Source organism: Cytobacillus sp. Bac17 (assembly GCF_024519925.1).
Lineage (GTDB): Bacteria > Bacillota > Bacilli > Bacillales > Cytobacillaceae > Cytobacillus > Cytobacillus pseudoceanisediminis.
In genome coordinates, this window is record NZ_JALJRC010000003.1 from 147,676 (window position 1) to 173,607 (window position 25,932).

At 40.4% G+C, this 25,932-nt stretch carries 34 protein-coding genes, 1 pseudogene and 1 other annotated feature; of the genes and pseudogenes, 14 read left to right on the forward strand and 21 right to left on the reverse strand.

Annotation, left to right across the window (positions count from 1 at the left end):
- Positions 1 to 69 precede the first annotated feature (69 nt).
- The 3 genes from NR125_RS07385 to NR125_RS07395 are packed head-to-tail and all read left to right on the forward strand — an operon-like array spanning position 70 to position 2,010.
- Positions 70 to 390, forward strand: a complete 321-nt coding sequence (locus tag NR125_RS07385) for a PadR family transcriptional regulator (RefSeq protein ID WP_009335451.1) — start codon at positions 70 to 72, stop codon at positions 388 to 390.
- The gene (locus tag NR125_RS07390) at positions 387 to 923 is read left to right on the forward strand and encodes a DUF2812 domain-containing protein (protein ID WP_009335452.1); all 537 of its coding nucleotides are present in this window, start codon (positions 387 to 389) and stop codon (positions 921 to 923) included. The genes NR125_RS07385 and NR125_RS07390 overlap by 4 nt, the downstream gene beginning before the upstream one ends.
- A 13-nt stretch (positions 924 to 936) precedes the next feature.
- Positions 937 to 2,010: a zinc metalloprotease gene (locus NR125_RS07395; RefSeq protein WP_192908109.1), complete on the forward strand. Its 1,074-nt coding sequence runs from the start codon at positions 937 to 939 to the stop codon at positions 2,008 to 2,010.
- Positions 2,011 to 2,069: 59 nt separating this feature from the next.
- Here NR125_RS07395 and NR125_RS07400 read toward each other — a convergent pair whose 3' ends face one another.
- From NR125_RS07400 to spxA, 3 genes are all read right to left on the reverse strand, one after another.
- Entirely contained in the window at positions 2,070 to 2,399 is a 330-nt protein-coding gene (locus tag NR125_RS07400; protein WP_009335454.1) for an IDEAL domain-containing protein, read from the reverse strand.
- An 83-nt stretch (positions 2,400 to 2,482) separates the two neighbouring features.
- Positions 2,483 to 2,896: an RrF2 family transcriptional regulator gene (locus NR125_RS07405; protein WP_009335455.1), complete on the reverse strand. Its 414-nt coding sequence runs from the start codon at positions 2,894 to 2,896 to the stop codon at positions 2,483 to 2,485.
- A gap of 79 nt (positions 2,897 to 2,975) precedes the next feature.
- Positions 2,976 to 3,371 (reverse strand): transcriptional regulator SpxA, encoded by a 396-nt coding sequence (gene spxA / locus NR125_RS07410; protein WP_009335456.1) that lies wholly within the window; start codon positions 3,369 to 3,371, stop codon positions 2,976 to 2,978.
- A gap of 766 nt (positions 3,372 to 4,137) precedes the next feature.
- Here spxA and pdxR point away from each other — a divergent pair.
- Positions 4,138 to 5,571 carry a MocR-like pyridoxine biosynthesis transcription factor PdxR gene (gene pdxR / locus NR125_RS07415; RefSeq protein ID WP_192908108.1) on the forward strand — a complete coding sequence of 478 codons (1,434 nt, stop codon included), beginning with the start codon at positions 4,138 to 4,140 and terminating at the stop codon, positions 5,569 to 5,571.
- Between the two features lie 330 nt (positions 5,572 to 5,901).
- Here the strand turns inward: pdxR and NR125_RS07420 are convergent, their stop codons facing one another.
- From NR125_RS07420 to NR125_RS07460, 9 genes are all read right to left on the reverse strand, one after another.
- On the reverse strand, positions 5,902 to 6,342 hold the full coding sequence (locus NR125_RS07420; protein WP_192908107.1) for a GNAT family N-acetyltransferase: 441 nt from the start codon (positions 6,340 to 6,342) through the stop codon (positions 5,902 to 5,904).
- 108 nt (positions 6,343 to 6,450) lie between these two features.
- Positions 6,451 to 7,191, reverse strand: a complete 741-nt coding sequence (locus NR125_RS07425; RefSeq protein WP_256814904.1) for an ABC transporter permease — start codon at positions 7,189 to 7,191, stop codon at positions 6,451 to 6,453.
- Complete coding sequence (locus NR125_RS07430; protein ID WP_192908106.1) at positions 7,188 to 8,099, reverse strand: ABC transporter ATP-binding protein; 912 nt, start codon at positions 8,097 to 8,099, stop codon at positions 7,188 to 7,190. Before NR125_RS07430 ends, NR125_RS07425 begins: the two co-directional genes overlap by 4 nt.
- 18 nt (positions 8,100 to 8,117) lie before the next feature.
- Entirely contained in the window at positions 8,118 to 8,531 is a 414-nt protein-coding gene (locus tag NR125_RS07435) for a DUF3021 domain-containing protein (RefSeq protein ID WP_019381084.1), read from the reverse strand.
- Complete coding sequence (locus NR125_RS07440; RefSeq protein ID WP_019381085.1) at positions 8,528 to 8,986, reverse strand: LytTR family DNA-binding domain-containing protein; 459 nt, start codon at positions 8,984 to 8,986, stop codon at positions 8,528 to 8,530. The genes NR125_RS07435 and NR125_RS07440 overlap by 4 nt, the downstream gene beginning before the upstream one ends.
- A gap of 183 nt (positions 8,987 to 9,169) precedes the next feature.
- Positions 9,170 to 9,607, reverse strand: a complete 438-nt coding sequence (locus NR125_RS07445) for a YfmQ family protein (protein ID WP_009335463.1) — start codon at positions 9,605 to 9,607, stop codon at positions 9,170 to 9,172.
- Between the two features lie 22 nt (positions 9,608 to 9,629).
- The gene (locus tag NR125_RS07450; RefSeq protein WP_009335464.1) at positions 9,630 to 9,821 is read right to left on the reverse strand and encodes a hypothetical protein; all 192 of its coding nucleotides are present in this window, start codon (positions 9,819 to 9,821) and stop codon (positions 9,630 to 9,632) included.
- A 163-nt stretch (positions 9,822 to 9,984) separates the two neighbouring features.
- Positions 9,985 to 10,215, reverse strand: a complete 231-nt coding sequence (locus NR125_RS07455) for a hypothetical protein (RefSeq protein ID WP_192908986.1) — start codon at positions 10,213 to 10,215, stop codon at positions 9,985 to 9,987.
- A gap of 458 nt (positions 10,216 to 10,673) precedes the next feature.
- Positions 10,674 to 11,042, reverse strand: coding sequence for a hypothetical protein (locus NR125_RS07460; RefSeq protein ID WP_226280666.1), 369 nt, complete (start codon positions 11,040 to 11,042; stop codon positions 10,674 to 10,676).
- A 120-nt stretch (positions 11,043 to 11,162) separates the two neighbouring features.
- On the opposite strand from NR125_RS07460, the gene NR125_RS07465 reads away from it, so the two are divergent.
- Complete coding sequence (locus NR125_RS07465; RefSeq protein ID WP_192908104.1) at positions 11,163 to 11,639, forward strand: VanZ family protein; 477 nt, start codon at positions 11,163 to 11,165, stop codon at positions 11,637 to 11,639.
- A gap of 38 nt (positions 11,640 to 11,677) precedes the next feature.
- On the opposite strand, the gene NR125_RS07470 is transcribed toward NR125_RS07465, so the two are convergent.
- A complete protein-coding gene (locus tag NR125_RS07470) occupies positions 11,678 to 13,132 on the reverse strand; it encodes a serine hydrolase domain-containing protein (protein ID WP_192908103.1) in 1,455 nt (484 codons plus the stop codon).
- Positions 13,133 to 13,616: 484 nt separating this feature from the next.
- On the opposite strand from NR125_RS07470, the gene NR125_RS07475 reads away from it, so the two are divergent.
- The gene (locus NR125_RS07475; protein ID WP_009335470.1) at positions 13,617 to 14,228 is read left to right on the forward strand and encodes a cupin domain-containing protein; all 612 of its coding nucleotides are present in this window, start codon (positions 13,617 to 13,619) and stop codon (positions 14,226 to 14,228) included.
- A 47-nt stretch (positions 14,229 to 14,275) separates the two neighbouring features.
- Here NR125_RS07475 and NR125_RS07480 read toward each other — a convergent pair whose 3' ends face one another.
- The 5 genes from NR125_RS07480 to NR125_RS07500 form a co-directional block, all read right to left on the reverse strand.
- A complete protein-coding gene (locus tag NR125_RS07480; protein WP_192908102.1) occupies positions 14,276 to 14,983 on the reverse strand; it encodes a DNA alkylation repair protein in 708 nt (235 codons plus the stop codon).
- 297 nt (positions 14,984 to 15,280) lie between these two features.
- Positions 15,281 to 15,883 (reverse strand): hypothetical protein, encoded by a 603-nt coding sequence (locus NR125_RS07485; protein ID WP_019381095.1) that lies wholly within the window; start codon positions 15,881 to 15,883, stop codon positions 15,281 to 15,283.
- Positions 15,884 to 15,898: 15 nt separating this feature from the next.
- On the reverse strand, positions 15,899 to 16,852 hold the full coding sequence (locus tag NR125_RS07490; protein ID WP_192908101.1) for a DUF2268 domain-containing putative Zn-dependent protease: 954 nt from the start codon (positions 16,850 to 16,852) through the stop codon (positions 15,899 to 15,901).
- A gap of 120 nt (positions 16,853 to 16,972) precedes the next feature.
- A complete protein-coding gene (locus NR125_RS07495; protein WP_192908100.1) occupies positions 16,973 to 17,746 on the reverse strand; it encodes a class I SAM-dependent methyltransferase in 774 nt (257 codons plus the stop codon).
- On the reverse strand, positions 17,721 to 17,960 hold the full coding sequence (locus NR125_RS07500; protein WP_192908099.1) for a hypothetical protein: 240 nt from the start codon (positions 17,958 to 17,960) through the stop codon (positions 17,721 to 17,723). Before NR125_RS07500 ends, NR125_RS07495 begins: the two co-directional genes overlap by 26 nt.
- Before the next feature lie 392 nt (positions 17,961 to 18,352).
- Between NR125_RS07500 and NR125_RS07505 the strand changes: the two genes are divergently transcribed.
- The 3 genes from NR125_RS07505 to NR125_RS07515 all read left to right on the forward strand — a co-directional run bounded on the left by NR125_RS07505 (position 18,353) and on the right by NR125_RS07515 (position 21,033).
- Positions 18,353 to 18,607, forward strand: a complete 255-nt coding sequence (locus tag NR125_RS07505; RefSeq protein ID WP_009335475.1) for a YiaA/YiaB family inner membrane protein — start codon at positions 18,353 to 18,355, stop codon at positions 18,605 to 18,607.
- Positions 18,608 to 18,707: 100 nt separating this feature from the next.
- Positions 18,708 to 18,915: a binding site (T-box leader), on the forward strand.
- Between the two features lie 91 nt (positions 18,916 to 19,006).
- Complete coding sequence (locus NR125_RS07510) at positions 19,007 to 20,740, forward strand: aromatic amino acid hydroxylase (RefSeq protein ID WP_192908098.1); 1,734 nt, start codon at positions 19,007 to 19,009, stop codon at positions 20,738 to 20,740.
- A complete protein-coding gene (locus tag NR125_RS07515) occupies positions 20,737 to 21,033 on the forward strand; it encodes a 4a-hydroxytetrahydrobiopterin dehydratase (protein WP_019381100.1) in 297 nt (98 codons plus the stop codon). Before NR125_RS07510 ends, NR125_RS07515 begins: the two co-directional genes overlap by 4 nt.
- Before the next feature lie 47 nt (positions 21,034 to 21,080).
- Here the strand turns inward: NR125_RS07515 and NR125_RS07520 are convergent, their stop codons facing one another.
- Positions 21,081 to 21,230 carry a hypothetical protein gene (locus tag NR125_RS07520; RefSeq protein WP_256814915.1) on the reverse strand — a complete coding sequence of 50 codons (150 nt, stop codon included), beginning with the start codon at positions 21,228 to 21,230 and terminating at the stop codon, positions 21,081 to 21,083.
- On the opposite strand from NR125_RS07520, the pseudogene NR125_RS07525 reads away from it, so the two are divergent.
- A pseudogene (locus NR125_RS07525) lies at positions 21,183 to 21,335 on the forward strand (DUF1259 domain-containing protein); the annotation flags it as partial. The gene NR125_RS07520 and the pseudogene NR125_RS07525 sit on opposite strands and share 48 nt — an antisense overlap.
- A gap of 62 nt (positions 21,336 to 21,397) precedes the next feature.
- Here NR125_RS07525 and NR125_RS07530 read toward each other — a convergent pair.
- Positions 21,398 to 22,525: a bifunctional cystathionine gamma-lyase/homocysteine desulfhydrase gene (locus NR125_RS07530; protein ID WP_192908097.1), complete on the reverse strand. Its 1,128-nt coding sequence runs from the start codon at positions 22,523 to 22,525 to the stop codon at positions 21,398 to 21,400.
- Positions 22,522 to 23,448 carry a PLP-dependent cysteine synthase family protein gene (locus NR125_RS07535; RefSeq protein ID WP_192908096.1) on the reverse strand — a complete coding sequence of 309 codons (927 nt, stop codon included), beginning with the start codon at positions 23,446 to 23,448 and terminating at the stop codon, positions 22,522 to 22,524. The genes NR125_RS07530 and NR125_RS07535 overlap by 4 nt, the downstream gene beginning before the upstream one ends.
- Before the next feature lie 248 nt (positions 23,449 to 23,696).
- Between NR125_RS07535 and NR125_RS07540 the strand changes: the two genes are divergently transcribed.
- The 4 genes from NR125_RS07540 to NR125_RS07555 all read left to right on the forward strand — a co-directional run bounded on the left by NR125_RS07540 (position 23,697) and on the right by NR125_RS07555 (position 25,912).
- Positions 23,697 to 24,332, forward strand: a complete 636-nt coding sequence (locus NR125_RS07540) for a class I SAM-dependent DNA methyltransferase (RefSeq protein ID WP_192908095.1) — start codon at positions 23,697 to 23,699, stop codon at positions 24,330 to 24,332.
- 158 nt (positions 24,333 to 24,490) lie between these two features.
- A complete protein-coding gene (locus NR125_RS07545; protein WP_009335482.1) occupies positions 24,491 to 24,919 on the forward strand; it encodes a MarR family winged helix-turn-helix transcriptional regulator in 429 nt (142 codons plus the stop codon).
- A gap of 36 nt (positions 24,920 to 24,955) precedes the next feature.
- On the forward strand, positions 24,956 to 25,591 hold the full coding sequence (locus tag NR125_RS07550) for a nitroreductase family protein (protein ID WP_256814916.1): 636 nt from the start codon (positions 24,956 to 24,958) through the stop codon (positions 25,589 to 25,591).
- A gap of 21 nt (positions 25,592 to 25,612) precedes the next feature.
- Positions 25,613 to 25,912 carry a putative quinol monooxygenase gene (locus NR125_RS07555; RefSeq protein ID WP_009335484.1) on the forward strand — a complete coding sequence of 100 codons (300 nt, stop codon included), beginning with the start codon at positions 25,613 to 25,615 and terminating at the stop codon, positions 25,910 to 25,912.
- Positions 25,913 to 25,932: the final 20 nt, after the last annotated feature.

The window sequence follows — 25,932 nt, forward strand, 5'->3', positions numbered from 1 at the left end:
GATTATTATATCACTTTCTGATATATTACTTTTAGATATATCGAAAAATGATACAAAGTTGGTGCTGGCATGAAATCTTTAGAACAATTAACAGATTCCGTCTTTTATATAATGGCGGCCTTTACAGAGCCCCGGCATGGCTATGCAGTGATGAGCCTGGTTGAAGAAATAACAAACGGCGAGGTGAATATTGGGCCGGCGTCCCTATATACCATTATCAAAAAGCTTATCAAACAGGAGTATGTTGAGCTATTCGACGATGCAAACTCGAGGAGGAAGGTTTATGTACTGACAGAAAGAGGCCGTGAAATTCTTCAAGCTGATATTGAAAGGAGAAAAACGATGGTGCAATTTGCGGAAGATGGATTGAATAAAGGGAGAGTACAATGAAGAAAACATATAAAATCTCGAATGGACTCGCTTTTTTTGAACAAAAGGATTTACAGATGCTGCGGGAAAAAGCTGCAGAGGGGTGGATGGTCGAATCCTTTAAAGGCGGCCTGTATACATTTACAAAGTCCGGCCCAGAAGATGTGATATTCAGTATCGACTATCATGAATTGACACCAGAAGACGAAGAAGAATACTGCGATTTATTTGCAGCTGCCGGCTGGACACATGTTTACTCACATACAGGAATTCACCTGTTTAAAGCGGTTCCCGGCACACCGCCTATTTATAGTGATGCTGCGTCCAAAACAGATCAGGTAAAACGAACGGCTAAGCCAGTATACATAGTAACCATTGCTGCCCTCCTGTTCACAATTATTGCTCTAGCATTCATGAAATTAGCAGAGGGATTCCTTAATCAGGCAGGCAAAATAGGATTCTTCATCTCTATTGTTTTATTTATCCCGATGCTTATGACATCCATGGCGCTTTTCATACAGCTGTTAAAAGTAAATAAATCCAGCAAAAATTAAAGGAGATATCTCAATGGGTAAAATTTTTACCCCCTTCTATATATGCTTATTAGGCATTGCTCTCCTAATCGGCTTCTCTTTTACTTCCCATGCAGATAAAGCCTTCTCTATTGGGCTTGTGGCCGCATGTGCTTTCATCGTTCTCTTTATCCATGAACTCGGTCATGTCATCGGCGGAAAGCTTGCCGGCTACACGTTTTTATTTTTGACAGTCGGGCCTATCACAATCGAAAAGAGCCCTGCTTTAAAAATAGTGCCAAACCAAAGCTGGCTTGCCTTTGGCGGACTGGCCAGCTGCATGCCGGACGAAATAAACTTAACGAATATGGTTAAGAAGCACAAATGGTTTGTGGCAGGCGGTCCTGTATTTACTTTAATTGCATTTGTAATCAGTTTATCCATTTGGGCTATGACAAAGGCCGAAATGGCTATGATGCTTACAGTACTGAACTTAGCCATTTTCTTTGCAACAGCTATTCCCTTTAAAGGAACCTTTAACTCAGATGGCAGTGTTTTTCTGCTTCTGCACAAAGGCGGCAAAGAAGCACAGACATATCTCGCCGGGCTTATCCTATTAAAAGAAATGATGTCACCGCGCACCCCAAGCGAGTGGGATGAACAGTTAATCCAGGAAGCTTATAAAACAGAAGCTTCCCCAGAGGCCATGACTACCGCATTCCTGCTATTCTACTATCACCTCATGAATAGCAATTATGAGCAAGCCTCGGAATCAATTGCTGCCTTCAAAAAACTTCCTATAACCAACAAAACGAAATTCCGTCTGCAGTTTGCTTCACATATCCGGCAAATCGACTCATTCCTATCCTTAGAACCTGATCTGACTTTAATTAAAACCTTGCATAGCAATATGTATACAATAGATAAGGTCAGCTACAAAAGAAGCGAAGCCATTCTGGCTTATTTAAATAGAGATGCCGAAAAAGCATATTCCCTTCTTGATGAAGTGGAGAGGACCTGCAGAAAAGGAAGCACCCAATACGGTTATTTTCATGCAGAACTAAAGCTGACAGAAATAATAAGGAATCGTATGGACAGCCATAATGCACAAGACTGTAAAGCAATATAAAACAAAGTGCCTGCATCTGCCTGCTTATAAGCAGACGGACACAGGCACTTCCCTGGTTTTTATTTAATATCCTTCACAAGCTCTCTCATCGAATTCAGCTTCGAGGTCAATTCAAAAAACCATTCTTCATCTCCAGTGGAAAGGGCAAGGTCGATCAGGAAATGGATCTGTTCTTTATTGGCTACCTTTGCCGCCGGCATTTTCTTAACCTGTTTGCTAAGCAGGGGAATGATTTTGCCTTCAATAGTTTTATTATCACTTGAAATAACTTTTGTCTTAATAATTCCTTCTTCAAGAGCTTCGATATAGCCAACGATTAGTTCCCCTTCACGGGATTTCCCCTTAATCCAATCTCCCGCTTTTAAAATGGCCTTATTGTTGGACATCATTTTTTTCACCTTCTTAAATGAGATTTTCAAACTGTAATAATTTTCGTTACATTTTAATGAATGGAAAGCTTATTAGCTCCCAATTAATTTTCTTTATAGATCAAATCAACAATATTCTTTAATGTATAGTGCTTTAAATATTCACCTAAATGTTCCTCTGCACCTAAAAAGATGTTGATCAGAACTCTTTGCATATTAGCCCCCACTACACAGGCTTCATTTGAATCCGGACACTTCGGCTGCAGTGCGCCTTCAGAAGTAATCTTATAAATATCCCAAAGATTCACTTCGCTTAAATCCCGGGCAAAAATAAATCCGCCGCCCGTTCCCTCTTTTGATTTAATAAATCCATGTTTTTTTAATAAACTCAGGACTTTTCGGATGCGGACCGGATGGACACCTGCACTTTCAGAAATCGCATCGCTCGTTGACATGCGATCCAGCTGCAGGGCGAGATAAGTTAGACTGTGAATGGCAAGAGTAAAATCGCTATTCATGGCCGGCCTCCTATATTTTCTCATACTGTACTGTAATACTAAGTGTTACAGATCGACTTGTCAACAATTTACAGACAGGTTAGTTAGCCAATCTTTGCAGTTCATTGTATGAAAACGTACGAAACTTCCGTGGAAGGAAGCTGCGAATTTCGTCCTCGTTAAAGCCGACCTGGAGTCTTTTTTCATCGAGAATAATCGGTCTGCGCAGCATTTGAGGATTATCGATAATCAATTGATATAACTCTTTTAGCGGCATGGAATCAATATTCACGTTTAACTCCTGGTAAGCTTTTGATTTAGTTGAAATAATCTCCTCAGTCCCATTTTCTGTAAGGCGCAGAATCGATTTAATTTCATCCACTGTAAGCGGATCTGTTACAATGTTCCGTTCAACATAATCTATTTGATGCTCCTCAAGCCATGCACGGGCTTTCCGGCAGGAACCGCAGCTTGATGATAAGAATAAATTCACCATTTAAAAACACTCCCTCTATTGTTTAGATATTTTTATAAATGTAATATAATTTCTTACAGTTAACATTCAAAAGTAAATCCTTCTTTCCCCAATTGGGTATACTGTAATGATAATCATTACAGTTAAAAAAGTCAATATTTTCTTTTACTACTCGAATAATCGCCATACAATTCAACACCATAATAAAAAAGGAGGGTTACTCTTGAACGTAAATTTCTTTAGAGTTGTTAACGCAATCCTTTTATGGACCATAACAGTCATTTTCCTCCCAAAGTCGTCCTTTAAAAGATTTCTGCCGGTTACCTTATTTTGCTCATGCATTTTGTTAGTGCAAACCCTTTTAAACCTTCTTTTTAAATGGTGGAAAGTAAAAGGCGGTACAAAATTTATTGTATTGGACGCATTAGCTTTTATTTTCGGTCCCTTTTTCGCAATAAATTTATGGGTATTTCATTTTACTTATGGTAAATACCTGCTATATTTTTTCTTTAATTTCGTGATGGACATCATTTTTGCTTTCCCGCTAAATGCACTATTCCAAAAGATTGGCCATTACAAGCTTAAAAAATTCAAACCCATTACTCTGTTCCTGATTTCCTTCGCACTTGCAAATGTTAATTACGGCTTTCAGAAGTTAATGGAAAAGAACAAACCTTAAAAGCCATATATCTGCTTTTTTTTACGCTTTTAAACCCTCTCCATCCATTATTTTAGAAAAAGGCTGTTATAATAATTTTAAAGTTTCACTTCGAAAAGGATGTTTCAATTGGATTGGAAACCTGATAGAAAATCAAAAACACCTATTTATAAGCAGCTGGCGATGTATATAGAAAACGGAATAGCAGATGGCACATTCCCTCCCGACAAACCGCTGCCTTCAGAAAGAGGGTTAGCAAAACAGTTTGATATCAATAGAAGCACGGTTGTTGCTGCATATGATGAACTGGAGTCAAACGGGATTGTTGAACGAAATCGGGGAAGCGGTACGATGGTCAGCAAAGATATTTGGGGAATGGCCAAAAGGCGCATTCCAAGCTGGAACCGGTATATAGAAGCAGGCTCCTTTTTGCCCAATTTGCCAGTCACACAAAGGATTCATAAAGAACTGGCAGAGACAAAACTGATCAACCTGGCCAGCGGGGAACTCTCTCAGGACCTCTTTCCTTTGGCTTCGCTAAGAGAGATTACTTCCAATCGCTCTTTTATCGGGACACTGGGGTACGATCACCCTCAGGGAAATGAAATCCTGAGAAAAACACTGACTGACCATGTAAAAAAGTTCCGGGACATCGAGACCAGCCCTTCTTCCATACTTATTACTTCCGGTGCCCAACAGGCCCTGCACCTTGTCGTCCAATGCCTCTTAAAGCCCGGGGACTCTGTTGCCATCGAGGATCCCTCTTACCACTACAGCCTGCCAATCTTTAAATCAGCAGGAGTCAAAACTTATTATTTAAAAACAGGCAAGGATGGAATAAATCCTGATGATATTATAGCTTTATATAAAAAGCATCGAATTAAGATGATCTTTTTAAATCCCATTTTTCAGAACCCAACAGGCACATTGCTTCCTGAAGACAGGCGCAGAAAAATCCTTGAATTGTCCTCTGAATACGGAATTCCGCTGGTGGAAGATGATCCTTACAGCCTGACACCCTTTACCTGCGGAAAAATGAAGACACTCAAATCCCTCGACCGTAACGGCATTGTTTTATATATAAGCTCCATGACCAAAATTGTCGCTTCCGGCCTCAGAATCGGCTGGATCATCGGTCCGAGATCAGTAATTGAGCGGTTATCAGATGCTAAGCAGCAGGTGGATTTCGGTCATGGAAGCTATTCGCAATGGATTGCGAATGATTTTATTGAGTCCGCAGGCTTTGAGTCACATTTAAAATTTCTAACCAGACATTTGGAACAGCGGAGAAACTCCATTGTTTCAAGCCTGAATCATTTCCTGAAAGACCAAGTGGAATTCAGCACTCCGCAAGGCGGAATCCATCTTTGGTGCAGGATCAAAAAAGAGCATAATGAAAATCAGCTGCTTGAAGAATCAATTAAACGGGGTGTCATCTACGTTCCCGGAACCACCATGGGCTCTGAGAAGGGATTCGTGCGTTTTACGTTTGGCAGGGAAAATGAAGAAAGAATCCATGAAGGTATTAAGCGGTTTGCTGAGGCTCTGAAAACTCTAGAATAATGAAAATACGCCTGGTTTTCAGGCGTTTTTTCATTAAGGTAATGCAAAATTCTACAACAAATTGAATCTTCCATCATTGAAAAATCAGCATATCTGCTTATCTAATTCACATATCCACAGGGTTATACATTACGATGTCACAGATCTAAAGAACTCAAAGAGTCTGTGGTATTGGGCCCCCCGCAAAGAGAGAGCCTTCAGAACCTATTGCAAATTACTTAAATCCAGATAATACAAACAGAAAAATTTATAAAAAACCATAAATATTATTCATTTGATATTTAAATGGTTCCAAGGGTATGGAAAATCCATTCCTTTTTAAAGAATCCATTAAATACTCAATTCATAATGGTAAAATTGCTCATCCCGCTTAAACCCGATTTTTTCATAGAGTCTTTGTGCAGAAAAATTATCAGGAGCCGTACTGAGGCTGATACTTACCGCACCTGTTTCAGCAGCGAGCTCTTTCGCTTTGTCTATGAGCTTTTCCCCTATTCCCTCTTTCCTTGCCTCTGCATCCACATACAAATCATTCAGGATCCAGGCTCTTTTCATAGATATAGATGAAAAAGTTGGATAAAGCTGAGTAAATCCAAGATACTTTCCTTCCTTGTTCACCACATATATGACAGAATCCTTCTTCTCTAATCGTTCTTTTACGTAATCGGCTGCTGCTTCCAAATCGGGTGCTTGTTTGTAAAATACGCGATATAAATTAAATAATGCAGAAACTCCTTCCAGATCCTCCATTGAAGCTTGATAGATTTCCATATTCATAACCACCTTTATAACATGAATTAAGTAATTATATAAATATTAACAAATATTTGTAAACTCAATATGTTTTTATGCAATGAAAAAGCCCCAATCTCTTAGGGCTTACTTTCCGCTCCACCGAAAGAATCGCACAGCAAGTACAACAGACACAATCGCAATCCCAATCAGAACAGCAGCTTCAAATCCATATTCCGTAATCGGCGCTTCAGTCCAGGTACCCCTCAGCAATTGAATCACATAATAAAGCGGAAGGATTTTAGCTGCGTATTGAAGGACTGATGGCATCATCTCAAGAGGAAAGGTCGCACCTGAGAGGAACAGCATCAGGTTCAGGAATAAGGAACTGATGGCTGCTGCAGACTGTGCATTTTTAGCTAAGGATGTCAGGAATAAAGCAAACGGGAAAAAGGCCAGGATGCTGATCAGCAGAGAAAGCAGCGTACTGCCAATATAAGCCGGCAGAGTCAGGTCATACAGAAGCATCCCAAAGATCATAAGCATCAATGCAGATATGGCAAGGATGACGGTCCCTTGAAAGGTATGGGCGGCGAGGATTTTCCATGGCTGAAGCGGAGTTGACTGATACCTCCTTAAAACACCCGTTTCCCGGTAATTGGTTAAAACGGTTCCCAGTGTAAAAAAGGAAGTGGTTACTATGTTGACGCCAATCCATGAAGGAACAAAGTATTCTGCAAAAGCCTTTTGGCTCATGTTGTCTCCTACAAACATGGAACCGAACAGCCAAATCATGACAACTGGAAACAGGAACGTCCAGAACATGCTTAACCGGTCCCTAAAAAACATTTTCGTTTCAAGGCTGGCGAGCTTTACAATAGCATTCATCCGATTTTCTCCTTTTCTAAGTACTGGACAAATAAATCATCGAGTGAGCCCTTCTCAAACTTAAAGTCTGCCAGACGTATCCCCTTTTCCTGGCAATGAGTGAAAATGTGAAAAGCTGTTGTCTGCTGATCATCGCAGTACACTTTGAATTCGTCCAGGTTATTTTCCACTCGTTCAACACCCGGAAGGGAGAGTAAATAAACACGGCTAAGGCCGGCACTCGTAAAGGCCAGACAGTCAGCAGCCCCTTCATTCAACAATTCATGCGGTGTATTCAGTGCTTTCAATTGGCCGCTATAGATCATTGCCACCCGATCACAAAGCTGCTCAGCTTCTTCCATATAGTGCGTTGTCACGACAGTGGTGCTGCCCCGGTCCCTTAACAGCCGTATTAATGACCACATTTCCCGCCTTGCAGAAGGGTCCAGCCCCATACTCGGTTCATCGAGGAAAAGAATTTCAGGTTCATGCAGGGTGGCTAAGGCGAGCGTTACCCGCTGTTTCCAGCCCCCGGATAGGTCATCAAACCTTACGTTCAATTTTTCTTTTAAGCCCAGCAAGTCTATTAAATAATCTTTTTGCGCCGGGCCTTCGTAAAAGGAAGAAAAGAGGTCCAGCGCTTCTTTTACTTTCATTTTCTTCTGAATGGATGTGGCTTGAAACTGCACGCCGATTTTTTTGTTTAATTCACGCAGCTGCTTGCTTGGAACAAGGCCAAGCACTTCAACCTCCCCTCCGCTCGGAACAGAGATCCCCTCAAGTATTTCAAGTGTTGTTGTTTTTCCTGCTCCGTTCGGCCCTATAATTCCGAAGATTTCCCCTTTATAAACAGTAAAGGAAAGATTGTTTACTGCCCGGGCGGCACCATAATTTTTAGATAAATTTTTTACAGAAATGACACTTTCCATCCGAATCCTCCTTCACTTCTATTCGATACATTCCAGATCCTCATTCATCTTCTTCGATTCGTTTTTAAAGTAAAGATAAAAGCCGATCCAGGCAATCGCGTAAACCAATAGTGAGATTGCAAGGTAGATGAAAAAGTTCTTTACTCCGATCGGAATCCAGCCAATCCAAAGCCCTAATGTGAAATAAACAATCGTGACGGTAAGATAGTGCAGGGCAGTCTGCATGGGCAGGCGAAGTGAGCGGATTTCAAAATAAAGCGGAGTAACCGTAAACAGCCAGCCGCTGATAATAAAGCCCAATGCATTTATGATAAATGTTTGCCCATCTAACGTGGGTTGACCGCCGAAATAAGTTAAGGCTATAGTTGCCGCTGTAGAAATGAATCCCCCAAAGAATATGCCGATCATGCTTCTGTACAAAAATGTCCTCACTTCGTCTCCCTCCTGTTCATTCTCAAAATTTCCTTTATCCGTCCGACATAATGGCGTGAAGCATACTCCTTCTCCCCCGATTTAAAGTGCACACAGAGTGTCCCGTTAAAGGATGGCTCAAAATGGCTCATGGCGTAAAGGTTCGCTATGACTGATTTGGATATCCTGATAAACCGGTGGGGAGGGAGGGATTGTTCAAGTTCATAAAGTTTTTGCTTTACTTTAAAAATTCCTTCAGGGGTGGCGGCTGTCACTGTGTCGCCTTCTGAACGGAAAAATTGAACTTCATCAGGCTTTATTAAGTGCTGGTTCTCTCCATCCTTTCCGACAATCAGGCCGGTTTCATTCTTCTTAAGGTACTCTAGGATTTCCTGGATATCCGGGGTGATTTCTTTGCAATGAATTGTCACGGAGGTTTCCTCGTTGCGCGGGTCGATGTTAAGCAGGATTTTCATGAAGGGCGCCCCTCCTTTCCATCAGCTTTATAGATTCAGTATAGATGGCTAATTTCCAATTGTCACCAGAATTAAGGCAACACGCATGATCAGCAGGGTAAGCTGCAGTAATTCCCCTCCCTCCTGCAGACATAAAAAAGCCTAAATCACGAAGGATCTAGGCGTCTATTTGATGTTCTTAGTTTAACTGGCCTTGATTGCCAGTGAACTGCTTTGCAGGCTATCAGAAATCAAGCTGTATGCGATGACCTTTTTTCTGCACTGTTTGACCACATCAATTCGGTCCTTATAGCTATATACGAACAGCTTGTCATCTCTTTCCAGAAACTCAATAACTATAGGTGTTCCACTGATCTCCGGCCGTAAAAAAAGCTGTTCGTTGCCCGGGTGGATATAGTGTTTCTTAATAAATATTCCTTCATTGAACTGATTGATAAACTGAAACTTCTCCTCATCTTTCAGCCTATTATCACCAATTGTGACTGTAACCTCTTTTTCATCAAGCTTGGAATGAGTTTCAAATTTACGGATCAGCCAATTAACCGTGCCGGTCGGCATACAGGTCAGCACGATTTTCAGCAGACTAACGAGAATAATAGGAACCACTACTGCCCATGTCATCTTTTTTCATCTCCATTTGTATTTAGAACCGCCAAATATAAACTCCAAGAGAAGCTAATCCGATAAAAATAATTACCACATATATTAAGGTTAAATTGGTTGTGTTCCGTTTTGTTGAACTTCCATAGTTTTCATCAGCCTTGCCTGTAAGCAGCAAAGTCGAAACCACAGCAAAAATTAAGATAATTAGAACCAGCCCAAGCATTATTCCCATGCTGCGCACCTCTTCTTTTACATTTTAATAAACTTCTATAACTAAATAATACCGTAAACCAGTCAATAGATAACCATCCAATTCGATATAAAATTAACCATCCACTTTTCACCAAAAAAAATGCCGCTCCCATCTTAATAGGTACGGCAAATATTATTGAACTCTACATATCAGGCATAGAAAAGGCCGTTGAACCTCTTGCTTCACCCTCTAATTTTTTATGAATCTGTTTGACCACATCCATTGCTCTTTCATGAGAGTCATATTCACCCAGGACCCTGCTCCAATATACAAAGAAACTCCTGCTGATTATTCCTTCCACGGTTTTTCCTTTAACAGTTACCTCTTTCACATTGACTATGCTTCTCTTATTTTGCGTCAGTACCCACAGCATTAATTTCCTCCTATCGGCTCTCTTTAAATCTATAAAACCCGCCTTTTCACCTGCTTTTCCTCTTTCCTCCCATACAATGAAAAAAAGAAGTTCATCTTTCTGGTCATAATAACCACAGTCACTGCATGCCCAATAATAGTTTCCTTTATTATCAAAATCCGGATATCCCCCTTCATAATCATCCGGGAAAATTCTATAATCTGCGCGCTCAACGGTACCTGACCCTTTATAGCGGATCTTTATGGAGTGACTTCCTTCAAGACCAGCCAGCTTAGCATTAATTTCAACTGACCAATCCCCGTTTTCACCCGTATAACTTTAACCGTTTTGGTTTTTAACATTACTTCATAAAATGTAAAAATCAAGACAATAACTACACACAGCCATATTAGTTTCTTTTTCAAAATAAACACCTCTGTATAAAAGATGTCCCTATCTACTAAAATATGACTATTAATCTATTGAGGCAATTTCATAAAATACTCCCTCAATTCATCTGGCAGTTCTTCCACGGCAAGTACTTTTAACTTTTCAGTGCCCGGGGATGTCATGATCACAAAGGTCTTACCCTCATATTCCAATAGAGTAAACTGGCTTATTCGATCAGGCAAGGTATCCCGTCTATTTATGTATTCAAAATCCTCTTCCTTGAAATTGCTTTCAAATCCCTCCAGAACAATTTTTTGAGCCTCTTCGTAGTTTTCTGCAAATGCAATCTCCTGATACAGTTCAATTGAATTCTTTGGAACAAAAAAGAATTCATAATAGGTTATTGCATTTATAATAATGAATGCCATAGCCATCATTCTAATCCAACCCTTTTTCATAACACCCCCCCTTATGCATTGCATTAGTTTTATTATAATAGCAGGCAGTTAACTTTATTGGGTAAAATTTGGAAAAATTATGTTATTATTATCAAAGACTATTTTTAAGCGGGGATAATAATGAAAAAGATCATAAGATTGATCATGGGAATTAGCTTTCTTTCTTGCCTAGGTGCCTTAACAGTATTACTCTTCTTTATATCGAGAGGATTTTGGTCAGACATGCCGTTAATGGAATATATGAAACTTTCCTCAAACTTTGTGCCTTTTAAAACAATTAATGGGTATGTACTAGCTATTTCAAATGGAAGTATGAATTTAATCATTCCTATAAAAAACCTTGCCGGCAATGTGGCTGCATTTTTGCCAATGGGAATTTTTCTGCCCTATTTTATAAGAACGCTAAACAGAATTAAATCATTTGCAGTTACCATGACTGTTATGATTCTTAGTGTGGAAATTATACAGCTGGTCACAAGAAGAGGAAGTTTAGATATTGATGACTTTATTCTAAATATCATTGGAGCGTTAATAGGGTTTGGATTATGGAAAGCGATGACAGCCCGGAAAACAAGGAAAAATGCAGTGAACATATAAAAAATTGCCTGTCTAACGGATTTAGACAGGCATTTCCATTACCCTTTTTTATTAAAAATTAATCTAATCAGCAGCAGCCCATTTATTGCTAGTAGAATTACACCCAAAATCGTTAAAAGGGCAATATCAGGTGCAAAGACAGAGATGGAATGCCAAGGTGAAGATGTACTAGCTGTGAAAAGAGGGATTAGTCCAGCTGACAGGCCAATAAAAATCAGCCCTAAGAAAAGTCCCGTTCCCTTTTTTAGAAACTTCCGTGTTCTGAATCTTTTCCATAAATAGATTGAAAGTATTATTAGCAGCAGGACGCATCCCAGCAGAATGGATTGTATCGCCAAACTATGATTAGGTACTTGTTCTGTCTCATCGCCATTTAAAAGACTAATAATATGATTCTTAAGATAATAAAGCCCATCTTCCTCTAAAATATGATTCTTATTTGTCAGAATCACGCCGCCCCAGCCAGTTACCGGGATATAAAAGACTTCTGCATGCGAATCAGGTGTAGAACCAGAATGCCAGATCATTTCTCTGGAAGTATCCGGGCCTGATATGCGTATTCCTAAACCATAATATCGGTCCTCACCTGTTTGTACCTGAGGAGTCATAAATAAATCCAATGTTTTGTCACTGATAAAATGATCTGGCCCTTTCCCGCTCAATAATTTTACAAATTGGACCATATCTGCAGAACTGGCCGTAATGTATCCGTATGGTGCCCCGGCATTATCGTAGGCTACAGAACTTTTCACAGGAAATCCAAACCAGGCTTGATAACCGCTAAGGTATCCTTTCTTATAAGCTCCCTCTTTATTGGCTGCAGCATTTTTCATTCCTAAAGGCTCAAAAACCTGCTGTTCCATATACTCTGCATAAGGCATTCCTGTTAGTTCTTCAATCATTGCACCCAGAATTAAGAAATTAGCATTGCTGTATTGATGTTTCTCACCAGGTTCAGCAGTCAGTTCAACTTCTGACATTTTCTTGACTTGATTCTTAATAGCCTTACTGCCTGTTAACTCTTTATCAGATAGCGCAAGCCCTTCGTAGGTACTCAACCCGCTTGTCTGCGTGAGCAATTGCTTCACTGTTATTTCGGCAGCTTTCCCATTTTTCAGTGTAAACCAGGGAAGATATTCTTGAATGCTGGCATCCAGGCGGATGGTTCCATTATCAGCTAATTTCATTATGGCCATTCCCGTTAATGATTTGCTTATGGAGCCAATCGTGAAAGGAGTTTGTTCTGTAACCTCCTCCTCTGATTCTCCAGTAACGCCCCATGACCGTGAAAAAAACAGCTCATTATTATGAACGATGGCAACTGAAGCTCCTGGAACTTGATATTCTTCCAGGTAATCCTTAATTGCCTTCTCTATTTTTGCTTCGATGTCTTCCTCAGCTGAAGCAGAATTTTCAAGCAAATCATGACTAAATGAAGTGAGCAAGAAAAGAACCAATATTATCTTTAAAGAACTGGACGGCAATACTGCCATATAACCTCTCCCTCTACCAATGTTCTTAATCAACGGTTTGTCCCGTTGTCGGGATGCTAAAAAATATCTATAGTCACATTCCCTTTCTTGATCTCATCTTACCTGTATTTGGAAATATCTATAATGAGCCTCAGCTTTATTTTCAAATAGGACTTGAGACGCAGAAGAAAATCGGACTCTTTCATCAAGAAAGATAATTTGGAAAATAATGCAGGTTATATAGAATGATAGAGGTACACATGGGGCCGGCAAACAAATAATGAATACTGTAGCGATTAGTTTTCTTAAGCCTATAGAACTTTTGGTCTCTTTTTAGTAATGGTGATTTTACCTTTCATACCAGTCGAGAACCTTATGCCTTTTTTCTTCATTTATTGCTCTCCTTCTTTTTCAAACACAACCACGTTATTTAGGTACATGCACCGATTGTAGGCATATGCATACTTTATCTGAGAAATTCATTTCCCAAAAGGACTGAGCAGAAATGGTTAAATATTTGGATTACAGCTCTCCGTCTTTAAATTACTTTTTTGATGTGAACAAAAGCAATCTAATGAAAAAAGATAACAGAAATTTAATAAATGTATTGGGCATTCAGCAATTAAACACGCTGGAAGATGTCTCACTTCTGGACATCTATCTAAGCAAAAATAATGTGATAGAACCCCATTATCACCAAAACGCTGCAGAATTGGTTTATTGTATTTCAGGTGCAGCGACTGTTTCATTACTTAATCCATTTACAAAACAAATCCAGAACTATTACATTACACCTGGGCAAGTAGCCAATGTCCCTCAGGGCTGGTGGCATTATGAGATAGCCAATACCGACAGCACTCATCTGCTGGCCATCTTTAATGCTCCTACTCCGGAAGTCATCCTGGGATCAGACATTCTCAAATTAACGCCTTCAAATATAATGGCGCACACTTATTGTATGGATGAAAAGCAATGGCAGAAGACCGTATCACCTGTCCAGCCTTCAACCTTTATCGGCCCGACAAAAGACTGCAGCAGAAATACTCAAAGCCCGGAACCAAACCAGCAATATCAATACACTCAACAATATTTCCCTCAACATATGTATTATTATTGAGGGTTTCACAGGCATGGATATTACCATGCCTGTCTTCTTAGATTCTCTTAGCATATGCAAGTCTTCCGCTTAACCCCAACCCGGCCTTTCGACTCCACCTTTTCAATATATTCCTTTGCCAAAGGAACTTTACAGGCGGAGTTTCCGACATCCACATGCACTTTTCCGATGTGATCAGCGACATCCTTCGCTTCCACATTCAGCTCCGATACATATGACCCCACAGAGATGACAAAACCGTTCATCACATACCTTACTCGGTTTTTTTCTTCATGAATGGTATTTTTAACTTTAGTCAATAATGCTTTTATTTCATTGACATCCAGCTCATTATCAGATGTGATTGATACATAATTGGAGTAAGTTCTCCAGCCGCAGACTGAAACCATTTCTTCCTCCGATTTAATCCACTCCCGGGCCAATTCAAGAGCATAATCACTTTCAGCGGCCACCTGGGCAACTGTATATTCCGCAGGCATATACCAATAAGCCTTCTCAGCCCAATCCTGTAAAGTCTCCTTTGTCATTAGCTTCGGATTAACCGATAGTCCTGCCAAATACATCGCATCATGATTTCCTGATTCATATAATTGCAGTGCCAGCTCATGATTCTTCTTTACATGCTTCACCAGCTTTTTCAAATCTCCAACCTTCACGCCAAAAAAAGGCTCCTTCGCCCCGTGATTCATAAAGATCCGCTTCGTCTGATCAGAGCCAAGCTCCTCAAGCCTTTTCATGATTTCTTCATAATTCAATCTCTTTCACCCCTTCAAACAACAGCCGCCATTACATTATCAGCCGTATTCATTTACTTTAAGCCAATTTCTCCTTAAAAAGCTCTTGTCACCAAGCTATATATTGTGGTTAAGCCGAGCTTTCCAGCAGCCGTCATCAATTTTCTTTTAACAAACGGATTAATTTCGTCACTTTCAAGAAGAGCAGGATGGTGAAGAACAGGGAAACCAATAGACTCACGTATAAGTTATAAGAACAATACAACCGAAGAAGTGATGCTAATTAAATTCATTAACGAGGAGACATCTCCTGATGCTTCATAAACGCATCCATATCTCCAGGTCTGTGGGCTTCTTCTTGAAAGGAGTTTTATACTCTTTGAAAAAAAACTCCAGCCCAGATATTTGTTCAGGCAGAGGCGGGGATACAACAAAATTGTGGTTAAGATGTCCGTCTGTTCCACTTCCACCCGTTATTCTTGTATCATATCCTTCACCAATCTCTAACTCCCAGAAACTATGCCGGTGAAGCCGATCTCTTCTATTTTCTTCGTCAGGTTCCCAATCGATATTAAAATTCACGACACTTGCATTTTCATATTGCCTAATAAAGTTCACTGAGTAAATAGCTTTTTCTTTCTCAACTGACTTCAAAATCGGTATATACTTTTGAAAATTAACGGGCTCGACCTGCGGGCGGAAATGCTCATCATTTTCCAGCAAGCCAAATAGTGACCTTAAATAATCCTCATAAAGGCCATTCACTTTTGCCCATTTCGAAATCACATCAAGGTGCGGATACCCTGGGTTATCAGATAATTCCTTCCGCCGCTTCAGCAAAGTGCATATCTGCTCATCAATGGATAACAGTCTTTCATCATAATGCTCTGCAGGTCTTTCAAACGGCATTCTTTTCACCATTACTCCTCCTCAGCGCTACTGATAATTTTTTAAATACTGCCCCTCTTGAAAAATCTCTTCCGCACTCAAGGCTGTCCACTCTTCCGGAGTAGTATCCGGATGCAGTTTGAGATAAGAATCTACCATTTTGTAGCCTTCACTGTAGCCATAATGACGTGGAAGGGCCTGACCGCCCATTAAAATCTCCAGAGAACGATTTAGATCATATGTATCTAAATCTCCTTCAACTTTTGCCCAGAAGGTTTTATTAAAACTTGGGTCCACTTGAGAAAAGGTGATATTTGGATAAACGAGCTTTTCAAACATCACAGCTTTACCTTCAAAAATGAGGTTATCCAGCACAGAAAAAGATATATATTTTTCTAAGTGTTGTTCAGTCCATATACTGTGATGATATTCATGAGCTATGCCGGCCCTAATCATATCTTCTGTGTAAAATTCATTGTAAAAAACAATAATCTTTCCAGCTCCTGCTGCAACCATTGTATTCTCATTTCCGGGATGTGAAGGAAAAACGCAAACTGCTGTTTCTTCCTCCGAAGGTAAAAAATCTGAGGATTTTAGAAGTGCATCCTTAATGGCAACATTTGTTTTTTCTTCATCGATTTCGTTCAGAACTTTCTTAATTGAATCAGAGTTTTCAGGGGACCATTTCAGCAGGTTATCTACCATGTGGAGGTATTCCCCGCCCTCAAAGCATGTGTTGTAGACTTTTTTTATTATTTTATTCTGATAAACTTCACCGGCATCTTCTTGGTTTTTTTCGAGCTGATCAATCAGAGAAGTATATAGCTTATAAGCGTGTACGACTTTGTATTTTTGTTTTGTCTCCGGATGTTCAAATGAATAAGCAATCTTTTCTTCAACTTGTTTTTCTTTGCTCGACTTTTCCTCTTCGGAACAGGCAGCCAATGTGAACAGTATCGTCAGCATCAGCATAATTTTTGAAAACCGCAAAACTCTCTTCATACCAACCATCCCTTGCCCAAATATATCTTTTAAATTAATATTACCATAATTTGGACATCCGCTAGGTAACACCCATAAAAAATCCTGCCCTCATTTTTAAGAGGACAGGCAGTATAATCCCTAAATTTCTCTCATCTTTCTGCAAACATAAACCATCTCATAGCTATCAGATCTGACAGGTGTCTCCTGCCAATCACTAAATACATGGACAATCTCCATTCCGTTATTCAATAGAAGCCGCTCCATTTCTCTTGGAAAAACATACCGCAGGTTTATACTTGTTCTTTTTTCATTGGTCTGCATTCCTTCACTATCGTAAAATTTTCTTACAGTGATATAATGCTGAATCTGACTTAGTGAGTCGTACGTACTGATTGTATATACATCCACTTTGTTTTGACTGACAGGGTCTATATACGTTTTCCAATATTCTTCTTCTGCAGGCTGCAGCAGCTCTTCCACACTCGGAAACCTTGATCCAAAGACAAAGATGCCGCCGCGTTCCAGATGTTTATTAACAGATGATAAGAAATCATCCTGATCTTCATTCGTTAAAAAATGCTGAAAAGAATTTCCGACTGAGAACATGAACGGACTCTTCACATTCAGACTGAGACCTCGGCAATCCTGTTCCACCCATTCAATTTTTTGCAGGCCCAGCCCAGCTGATTTCTCCCTTGCAAGGTTTAACATTCCGCTATGGGCATCTACTCCAATCAAACGATGCCCTTTACTTGCCAGCGGAATGGCCGCTCTCCCTGTCCCGCAGGCTAAATCAATAATTGGCCCACCCGTTTTTGAAGCCCATTTCAGCAGATAGGATACATCCTCCTGGTAGGAGTTATTCTCTTTATCATATAAAATCGGATCATTGTATTCTTCTGTAAATTTCATAGTATCCAGATATAATTCTCCTTTCTATCTTCAAATGAAGTTTCACTCTAGCTTCAATTTTATGAGGTTCCTTGCTGCTTTTCCTGATCAGCCCATTATCCAAGTCATCAATTGGGGTAAAGTTATTGCCTGATACGTCTCTTCTGGACTTAAACATCCGAAAAAGAATATAAATCAGCAAACCTATTACTGCGATTAATAAAATATAGCGCACTTTGCCCACCTCATATCGGTTATTTCTTAAACAGCCGGTAAACAAAAAATATTCCACTTGCTATCAGCAATAAAAGTAAAACAGAATCAATCCCGGAACACTATATTCGCTAACAAATCTTTACCTCCTTTCAGCCAATAAAAAAATACCAGCTTTAGATTCTCTCTTTATTTAAACCTTTTTACACTAACATATCTTCTAAATAGGTGAATTTTCAACGAAAATTAAAAACAGTAGAAAACTCACATGATTTTATGTTGCATTTTTTTACAAAAAAGGATAATTTTAAGTCATAAAGAATAAAATGTTACATCTGCTGTATTAGATGTAAACCTTACAGCACTGCAAGGGGAACCGAGAAAATTTGTTATGAAAAAAGGGGATTGAAACACATGCAAAAGTATAGAAGGAGAAACACGCCAGCTTTTACATTTTTAGCATACTTTACACTGATCGCCGGCGTTGGCCTGTTTCTGATTGGGCTTTACAATGCTGATATGGAGCTTAATGAAAAAGGGTATTATATTGCGGTCATGCTCCTGGTGGCAGTTGGTTCCATTCTGACTCAGAAAGTAACACGGGACAATGCCGAAGATGCGGAAATCATGGCAGAGCAGGAGCGCAGATCAGCTAAAATTGAACAATAATACACAAGCTCAGAAATGCTTCTGGGCTTTTTCTTTTTATTAAATAAAATGTGTTGACTTTAACACTTAAAAGCGTTTAAGATATAAAGCATCCTAATACTTAAATGCTTTGAAGGAATTGAAGTAGTGGTATCCTCCCTGTTACAGAGAGCTGGTGGTGCTGAAAACCAGTACAAAGGAGATCATGAATTACGTTTCTGGAGCTTCTTATTTCTTTTCTGAAATAAGACGGTTTAGCCGTTATTCTGTGAAGTGGTAAGTTCTATACTTACAATCAGGGTGGTACCGCGAATAAATTCGTCCCTGCTGAATGAAAATTCAGCAGGGACTTTTTATATCCATTTACTTTCGCACTAAAAAGCGTTTAAGCATGAAAACTAATAAAAGGAGACATACCAAATGAAGAAATCGATTCCCCTGCACTTACGCCCTTTTACAGCCCAGCAGCATTACAATGCTTACAGTCCCATTGACCATGCGGTTTGGAGATATGTGATGAGGCAAAATCATCATTTCCTTGAGGACATAGCCCATGATGCATTCACTTCAGGTCTGAAGTCATCCGGCATTTCCATCGACAGCATTCCACGGGTAAGTGAAATGAACGATCATTTAGATAAAATCGGCTGGGGGGCTGTCATTGTCGACGGATTGATTCCCGGCACAGCGTTTTTTGATTTTCAAGCGCATGGCATCCTTCCTATCGCAACGGATATACGCCAGAAGACCAATATCGAATACACACCCGCTCCTGACATTCTCCATGAAGCGGCGGGGCATGCACCGATTTTATTTGATGAAACCTACTCAGAGTTTGTTAAATTAATAGGGAATATCGGCGCCAACGCTTTTGCGACAAAAGAAGAACATGAGGTGTTTGAAGCAATCAGGCATTTATCGATTGTCATGGAAAGTCCTGTTTCAACAGAAGAAGAAATTGAAGCAGCCAAACAGCGGTTAAAGGAAAAACAGCAGCTCGTAAAAGGACTTTCTGAAGCTGAGCAAATCTCCCGGATTTTTTGGTGGACAGTTGAATTTGGACTGATTGGCGATCTGCAGAAGCCCAAGATCTTCGGTGCAGGACTGCTGTCATCTGTAGGAGAAAGTAAACATAGCCTGTCCGATCAGGTGAAGAAACGCCTGTTCACAATTGAAGATGCGATTAACACCAGCTATGACGTTACATCTATGCAGACTCAGCTATTTGTTTGCGAAAGCTTTGAACAATTGATTGAGGAAGTGACGAGGTTCGGCGAGTCGATGGCCTTCAGACAAGGCGGTACAGTGGCTATCGAAAAAGCGATCGCTTCAAGCAAGGTTGCGCACATCGAGTTCAATTCCGGAATTCAGATTACTGGTCTTTTCACCGATATCATGAAGGATGCAGAAGGGGAAGCCATCTATGTCAAAACCTCAGGTCCAAGTGCCCTTTCGATTCAAAATGAACAAATTAATCATCATGGTCCTGATATTCACAATGACGGCTTTGGAGCGCCTATCGGAAAACTTGCTGGAGGCATTAAGCTGGAGAATCAATCTGAACAGAGCCTGAAAAAACTTGGCATCGAAATAAATAAAATGATGCAAATCACATTCGAAAGCGGAGTAGAAATTTCCGGCCATGTGACGAATCTATTATTTAATCATGATACCCTTGTTTTAATATCACTTGAAGAATGTCTCGTCAAAAAGGGAGAAGAAATCTTGTTCCATCCCACTTGGGGCACATATGATTTAGCTGTGGGCAGTCAGATTGTTTCTGCACGGCCCATCGCAGCAGATTACGCTGCATACCACGGGGAATCTGTTATAAACGAAGAAGAAAGTCCAAAAGAAGGAACAACCCTTACGCCTCTGGAAGAGCTATATGCGGAAGTAAGGCAAATCAGAGACACGAATTTCTCTCAGGATGTCCTTCTTCACAGTGTTATCGGAAAAATTCTCGATGAGTTCCCGGAAGAATGGCTGCTTCAGCTGGAAGTTTTGGAACTGCTTGAAAAGCATGACAAAGAATCCCCTTTGAAAAAACTGCTCCTGGACCAGCTTGAAAAGTTAAGCAGGGAAGAACGCTATGTCCGGCTGATTCAAAACGGACTCGATGTCATTTTTGGCAGGAGGAATGTCAAAGTATGAAAAGATTAAGTGAAGAAGAAATAGCCCGGCAACTATCCACGCTGTCGGACTGGAAAAGAAAAGACAGCAAATGGATTGAACGACGTTACCGTTTCAAAGAATACCTCGATGGAATCGCATTCGTAAACAAAATAGCATCCCTTGCTGAAAAAGAAAACCATCATCCTTTTATCACCATTCAATACAAAATGGTGATCATCTCCCTCACTTCCTGGAGTGAGAATGGGCTGACAGGTCTGGATTTTAAGCTAGCCATGCAGATTGATGACCTTTATCTTGCAGACCATCATTAGGAAAATAAGTGCCTGTTGAGGTGACAGGCACTTATTTTTCCATTGTATCAAGCCGGAATCTCATATTCCGGAAGCACTTCGTAAAACGCCCTTCTCTTTGCATACCAGTCTGAATGAAGATTCAGCAAAATCTTCTTGTCATCCTCTGATTTGCTTGTGCCATTATTAAACAGGTAATAACCGTTTCGTCCGTACACAATGAGTGGCTATTTGATCAGCCCAGCCTCATTTATGTGAATATCCAGGATGTTGATCATCCAATCAATTTTGCAAGGAAAGTCAGAAGAGCGTTAAGAAGTTAATCATTTTCAAATAAAAAAATACGCAAGCCCCATTTAGAATTTGAACTAAATGGGGCTTTTCCTTATAGCGCTGACTCCAAATCCTCAATCAAGTCTTCGGCATCTTCCAGACCAACCGATATGCGGATCAGGCCGTCTGTTATTCCCAATTCCAGACGGCGATCTCTCGGTATCGATGCATGTGTCATTTTGGCTGGAAGGGAAATTAGACTTTCCACCGCGCCCAAACTTTCTGCCAGGGTAAAGTATTTTACTTTTTTAAGGACCTCTTCTGCCTTTTCACCGGTTCCGGCATCAAAGGAAATCATTCCGCCAAAGCCCCGTGCCTGCTGCAAGTGAATGTCATGGCCTTTATGATCTTTAAATCCTGGATAATAAATCTTTGAAACCTGTGGATGATTGGCAAGAAAATGTGCCACCCTTTTCGCATTTTCTTCAATTTCCTCCATCCGAATGGCCAGTGTCCGAATTCCCCTGATTAATAGCCAGCTGTCCTGCGGTCCCAGAACAGCACCGGTTGAATTTTGGATGAAGTGCATATCTCTAGCAAGCTGTTCGGAATTCACCACAACCATCCCAGCAACCACATCACTATGTCCGCCTATATATTTGGTGGCACTATGGAGGACTATATCAGCACCCAGTTCTATCGGATTTTGCCAATATGGTGTACTGAAGGTGTTATCTACAATCATTAGCAGATTCTTTGATTTTGCCAGTTTGGAGATACCGGCCAAGTCTGTAATCTTCAGCAATGGATTTGTTGGCGTTTCAACATAAATGGCTTTTGTATTTTCCTGGATCGCCGCTTCCACAGCAGCCAAATCACTTGTATCCACAAAGGTTACATCTACATTATATTTCGTCAGAACCTTTGTCACTAATCGATAGGACCCGCCATATACATCATCTGTGAAAATAACATGATCTCCTGTTGAAAATAAGTGCATTACAGAAGAGATAGCCGCCATGCCGGAACCGAAAGCAAACCCGCGGTATCCGCCTTCCAAATCCTTTATTAATTCCTCCAGTGCATGCCTTGTCGGATTTCCGGTTCTTGCATACTCATAAATGAAATTGCCCACACCATCTTGTTTAAAGGTACTGGCATGGTGGACAGGAATGGAGACGGCACCTGTATGTTCATCCCTGGAGATGCCGCCGTGAATCATTTGTGTTTTCTTTCTCATTGTTTATCCTCCTCATAAATAGATTTACTTAAATACCGCTCACTGCTGTCAGGAAAAATCGTGAGAATATTCGTGCCAGGCGCAGCGTTCTCAGCTTCTCTCAATACTGCTTCGAAAGCAGCTCCTGACGAACTTCCAACTAAGTATCCTTGCAATAATGCCAGCTCCTTAACTCGTTTAAAGGCATCTTTATCTGAAATGGTATGAATGGCGTCAAATAAACCTATTTCCATATACGGCGGCAAAAACTCCATCCCGATTCCCTCTGTTCGGTGCGGCCCTGCCTTTCCGCCATTTAAAATGGATCCTTCAGGTTCAACGATAACTGTCTTTATCTTTGGATTCTTTTCTTTAAAATATCTGGCGCAGCCCATGAATGTACCGCCAGTCCCTGCTCCTGCTGCAAAAATATCGATCTTCCCATCTAACGCTTGGAAAATCTCAGGTCCCAATGTTTCATAATACGTTTGCGGGTTATTTTCATTGCTGAATTGCTGAGGACTATAGGAATTAGGAATCTTTAGCAGCAGTTCCTCAGCCTTCTTAATAGCGCCTTCCATGCCCTCTTCAGTCGGCGTATTAATAACTTCTGCCCCTAACGCCTTCATTAGTTCCTGTTTTTCAACGCTGAATTTTTGAGGTACGACACAGATGATTTTGATCTTCGTTCCAATAGCAGCCAGCGCTAAGCCGATCCCGGTATTCCCTGCAGTCGGTTCAATTACAGCCCCATCTTCCGGAAGCAGCCCATCCTCAATCGCTGTCTGAATCAGCTTTTGTCCTAACCGATCCTTTACACTGCCGCCGGGGTTAAAATATTCAAGCTTAGCGAAAACATTTACTCCATGCGGAACAGCGTAGTGTTTGATTTTCACAAGAGGGGTATGCCCAATCAGTTCCTTCACACTGCTGTAATAATTCATCGTCAGCACCTCTGTTTTTCAGAAAGAATGGTTACTCTTCTCCATAGCGTTTTTTGGATTTTACTTATGTTTCCTTTAATTCTTATTATTCCTACTTGTATAGTATGTTTTAAATGTTTTTTTGTCAATTATCAGCTAAAAAATCAGCTGGCAACTGAAAATAAAGGCAAGTTACAAAGTTGCCAAGCGGGATACTTATTCATACTATACCAATAAGTATTATAAGAATTAAAAGGAGTGATTTTACAATGGGCCGTGAATTTGTAGATTTGTTTGACCACTGGGCAGATTCCTATGATCAGGCAGTAACGGGTAAAGACCTTGAATATCAAGAGGTGTTTTTGAATTATGAACACATTCTTAATGAAGTTTCCGATCTTGTTAATGGAAATGTGGTGGAATTCGGTACAGGTACGGGAAACTTAACTCAAAGACTCCTGGAGAAAGGCTGTTCAGTAGTCGGAGTGGAACCTTCTGCTGCCATGAGGAAAATAGCAAGCAATAAAATGCCTCATCTTACATTATTAGATGGTGATTTCTTAAACTTTCAATTGATTGGCCCCATAGATGCCTTCGTCAGCTCCTACGCATTCCATCATTTAGAAGACAGCGAAAAAGCCAATGCCATAACTAAATACAGCGCCCTCCTTTCAACTGGCGGGAAAGTTGTCTTTGCCGATACTGTCTTTGGTAGCGAGGACGAAAAACAGACTTTTATCAAGGAGGCTAAAAATAAACATTTCCTCAGCCTGGCTCAAGACCTGGAAACAGAATACTATACAACCATCCCTATATTAGAAAGCATGTTTCAATCCAATGGATTCTCTGTTAGGTTTAAGCAGCTGAATCGGTTTGTGTGGCTTATGGAAGCAGAGAAACTTTAGAAAAACGAAGCTCAATTACTGAAAACCCTGCTGACCCATAAATTATTCAGCAGGATTTTCTCTGCCTAAACATCCAGTTTGACTTCTAAAATATTTTGGGTTATATTAATTGACGTATCAATCATTGACCTATCAATTATACAAAAGGCGGGGATGCTGTGTTCAAATGTTCAAAGGAAGAAGAATTAATTGCCGCCCGGCTGTTTGAGCTCAGTAAGCAGACAATGCCGAAGTTTGAACGCTGTACAGGCATCAGCCAGTCACGGCTTGAGATTCTTCGGGAGCTTTTTGAAGCGGAAGAAATTACGCAGCGGGAGCTTCAGAAAAAAGTGAATATTGATCATGCTGCTGTCACAAGACACCTTAAGCAGCTTGAAGAAAAAGGCATGGTAATCCGCAGGAAAAATCCTGAAGATAATCGCTTTACTTATGTCAGCCTCACAGAGGAAGGCAAAACGAAGATTGCTGCTTACTGCGAAGAAAAGCAGCGATTTATTTCCAAAATCCTGAACGGCTTTTCGGAACTTGAGCGAAGCACACTATTAAATATGCTCACACGCATCCAGGAAAATATAGATAAATTGTAATTTTCACATTCAGAAAAACATAAAGGAGAGTTCATCATGAATAAAACCGTTACCAATGACTTTAAGGAAATCATCACAGGACGCCGTTCCATCCGTAATTATGACCCAACGGTCAAAATAAGCAGAGAAGAAATGGCAGAAATCCTGGAAGAAGCGTCTTTGGCTCCTTCATCCGTTAACCTGCAGCCATGGCGCTTTGTGGTGATCGATTCAAAAGAAGGCAAAGAAACACTGGCACCGCTTGCAAAATTCAACCAAAGGCAAGTAGAGACATCAGCAGCTGTCATTGCCGTCTTTGTTGATATGAAGAGTGAAACATTCATTGAAAAAATTTATGATACAGCTGTTGAAAAAGGATATATGCCTGCTGATGTAAGAGACAAACAGGTGCCATCCATCAAGGGCTTAATGGAAAACATGACATTCGAGCAAAAGAAAGAAATGAACCTGATTGATGCTGGTCTCGTATCCATGCAGCTAATGCTTGCAGCACGTGCCCATGGCTATGATACAAATCCAATTGGAGGCTATGAAAAAGACCGCATAGCTGATGCATTTCATCTTGACAAGGAACGCTACTATCCTGTCATGCTTATCTCAATCGGCAAAGCCGCTGATCAGGGCTATAAATCTGTCCGCCTGCCTGTTGAAGATATCACGGAGTGGAAATAACTCATAAAGGAGAAATCAAACATGATCATTATTCATGCTGGCTTCCAAGTACAAACTGATAAAGAAAATGACTTTCTTGCCGAAATCCGTCCGCTTATCGATGCCTCTAGAGCAGAAGAAGGCAATATCTCTTATGACCTTTTAAAAGATACAGAAAAAGAGGGGTCCTATACGATGGTGGAATTATGGGAGGATATGGACGCTGTAAAGTTTCACAACCAGACAGAACATTTTACCTCCTTTACAGCGAAAGCCCCTCAATATTTTGCTGCACCTCCTCAGGTGAAATTGTTTAACGCACAGCCTGCAGATAAAAAGTAAATTATATGCAAGAAAACGCT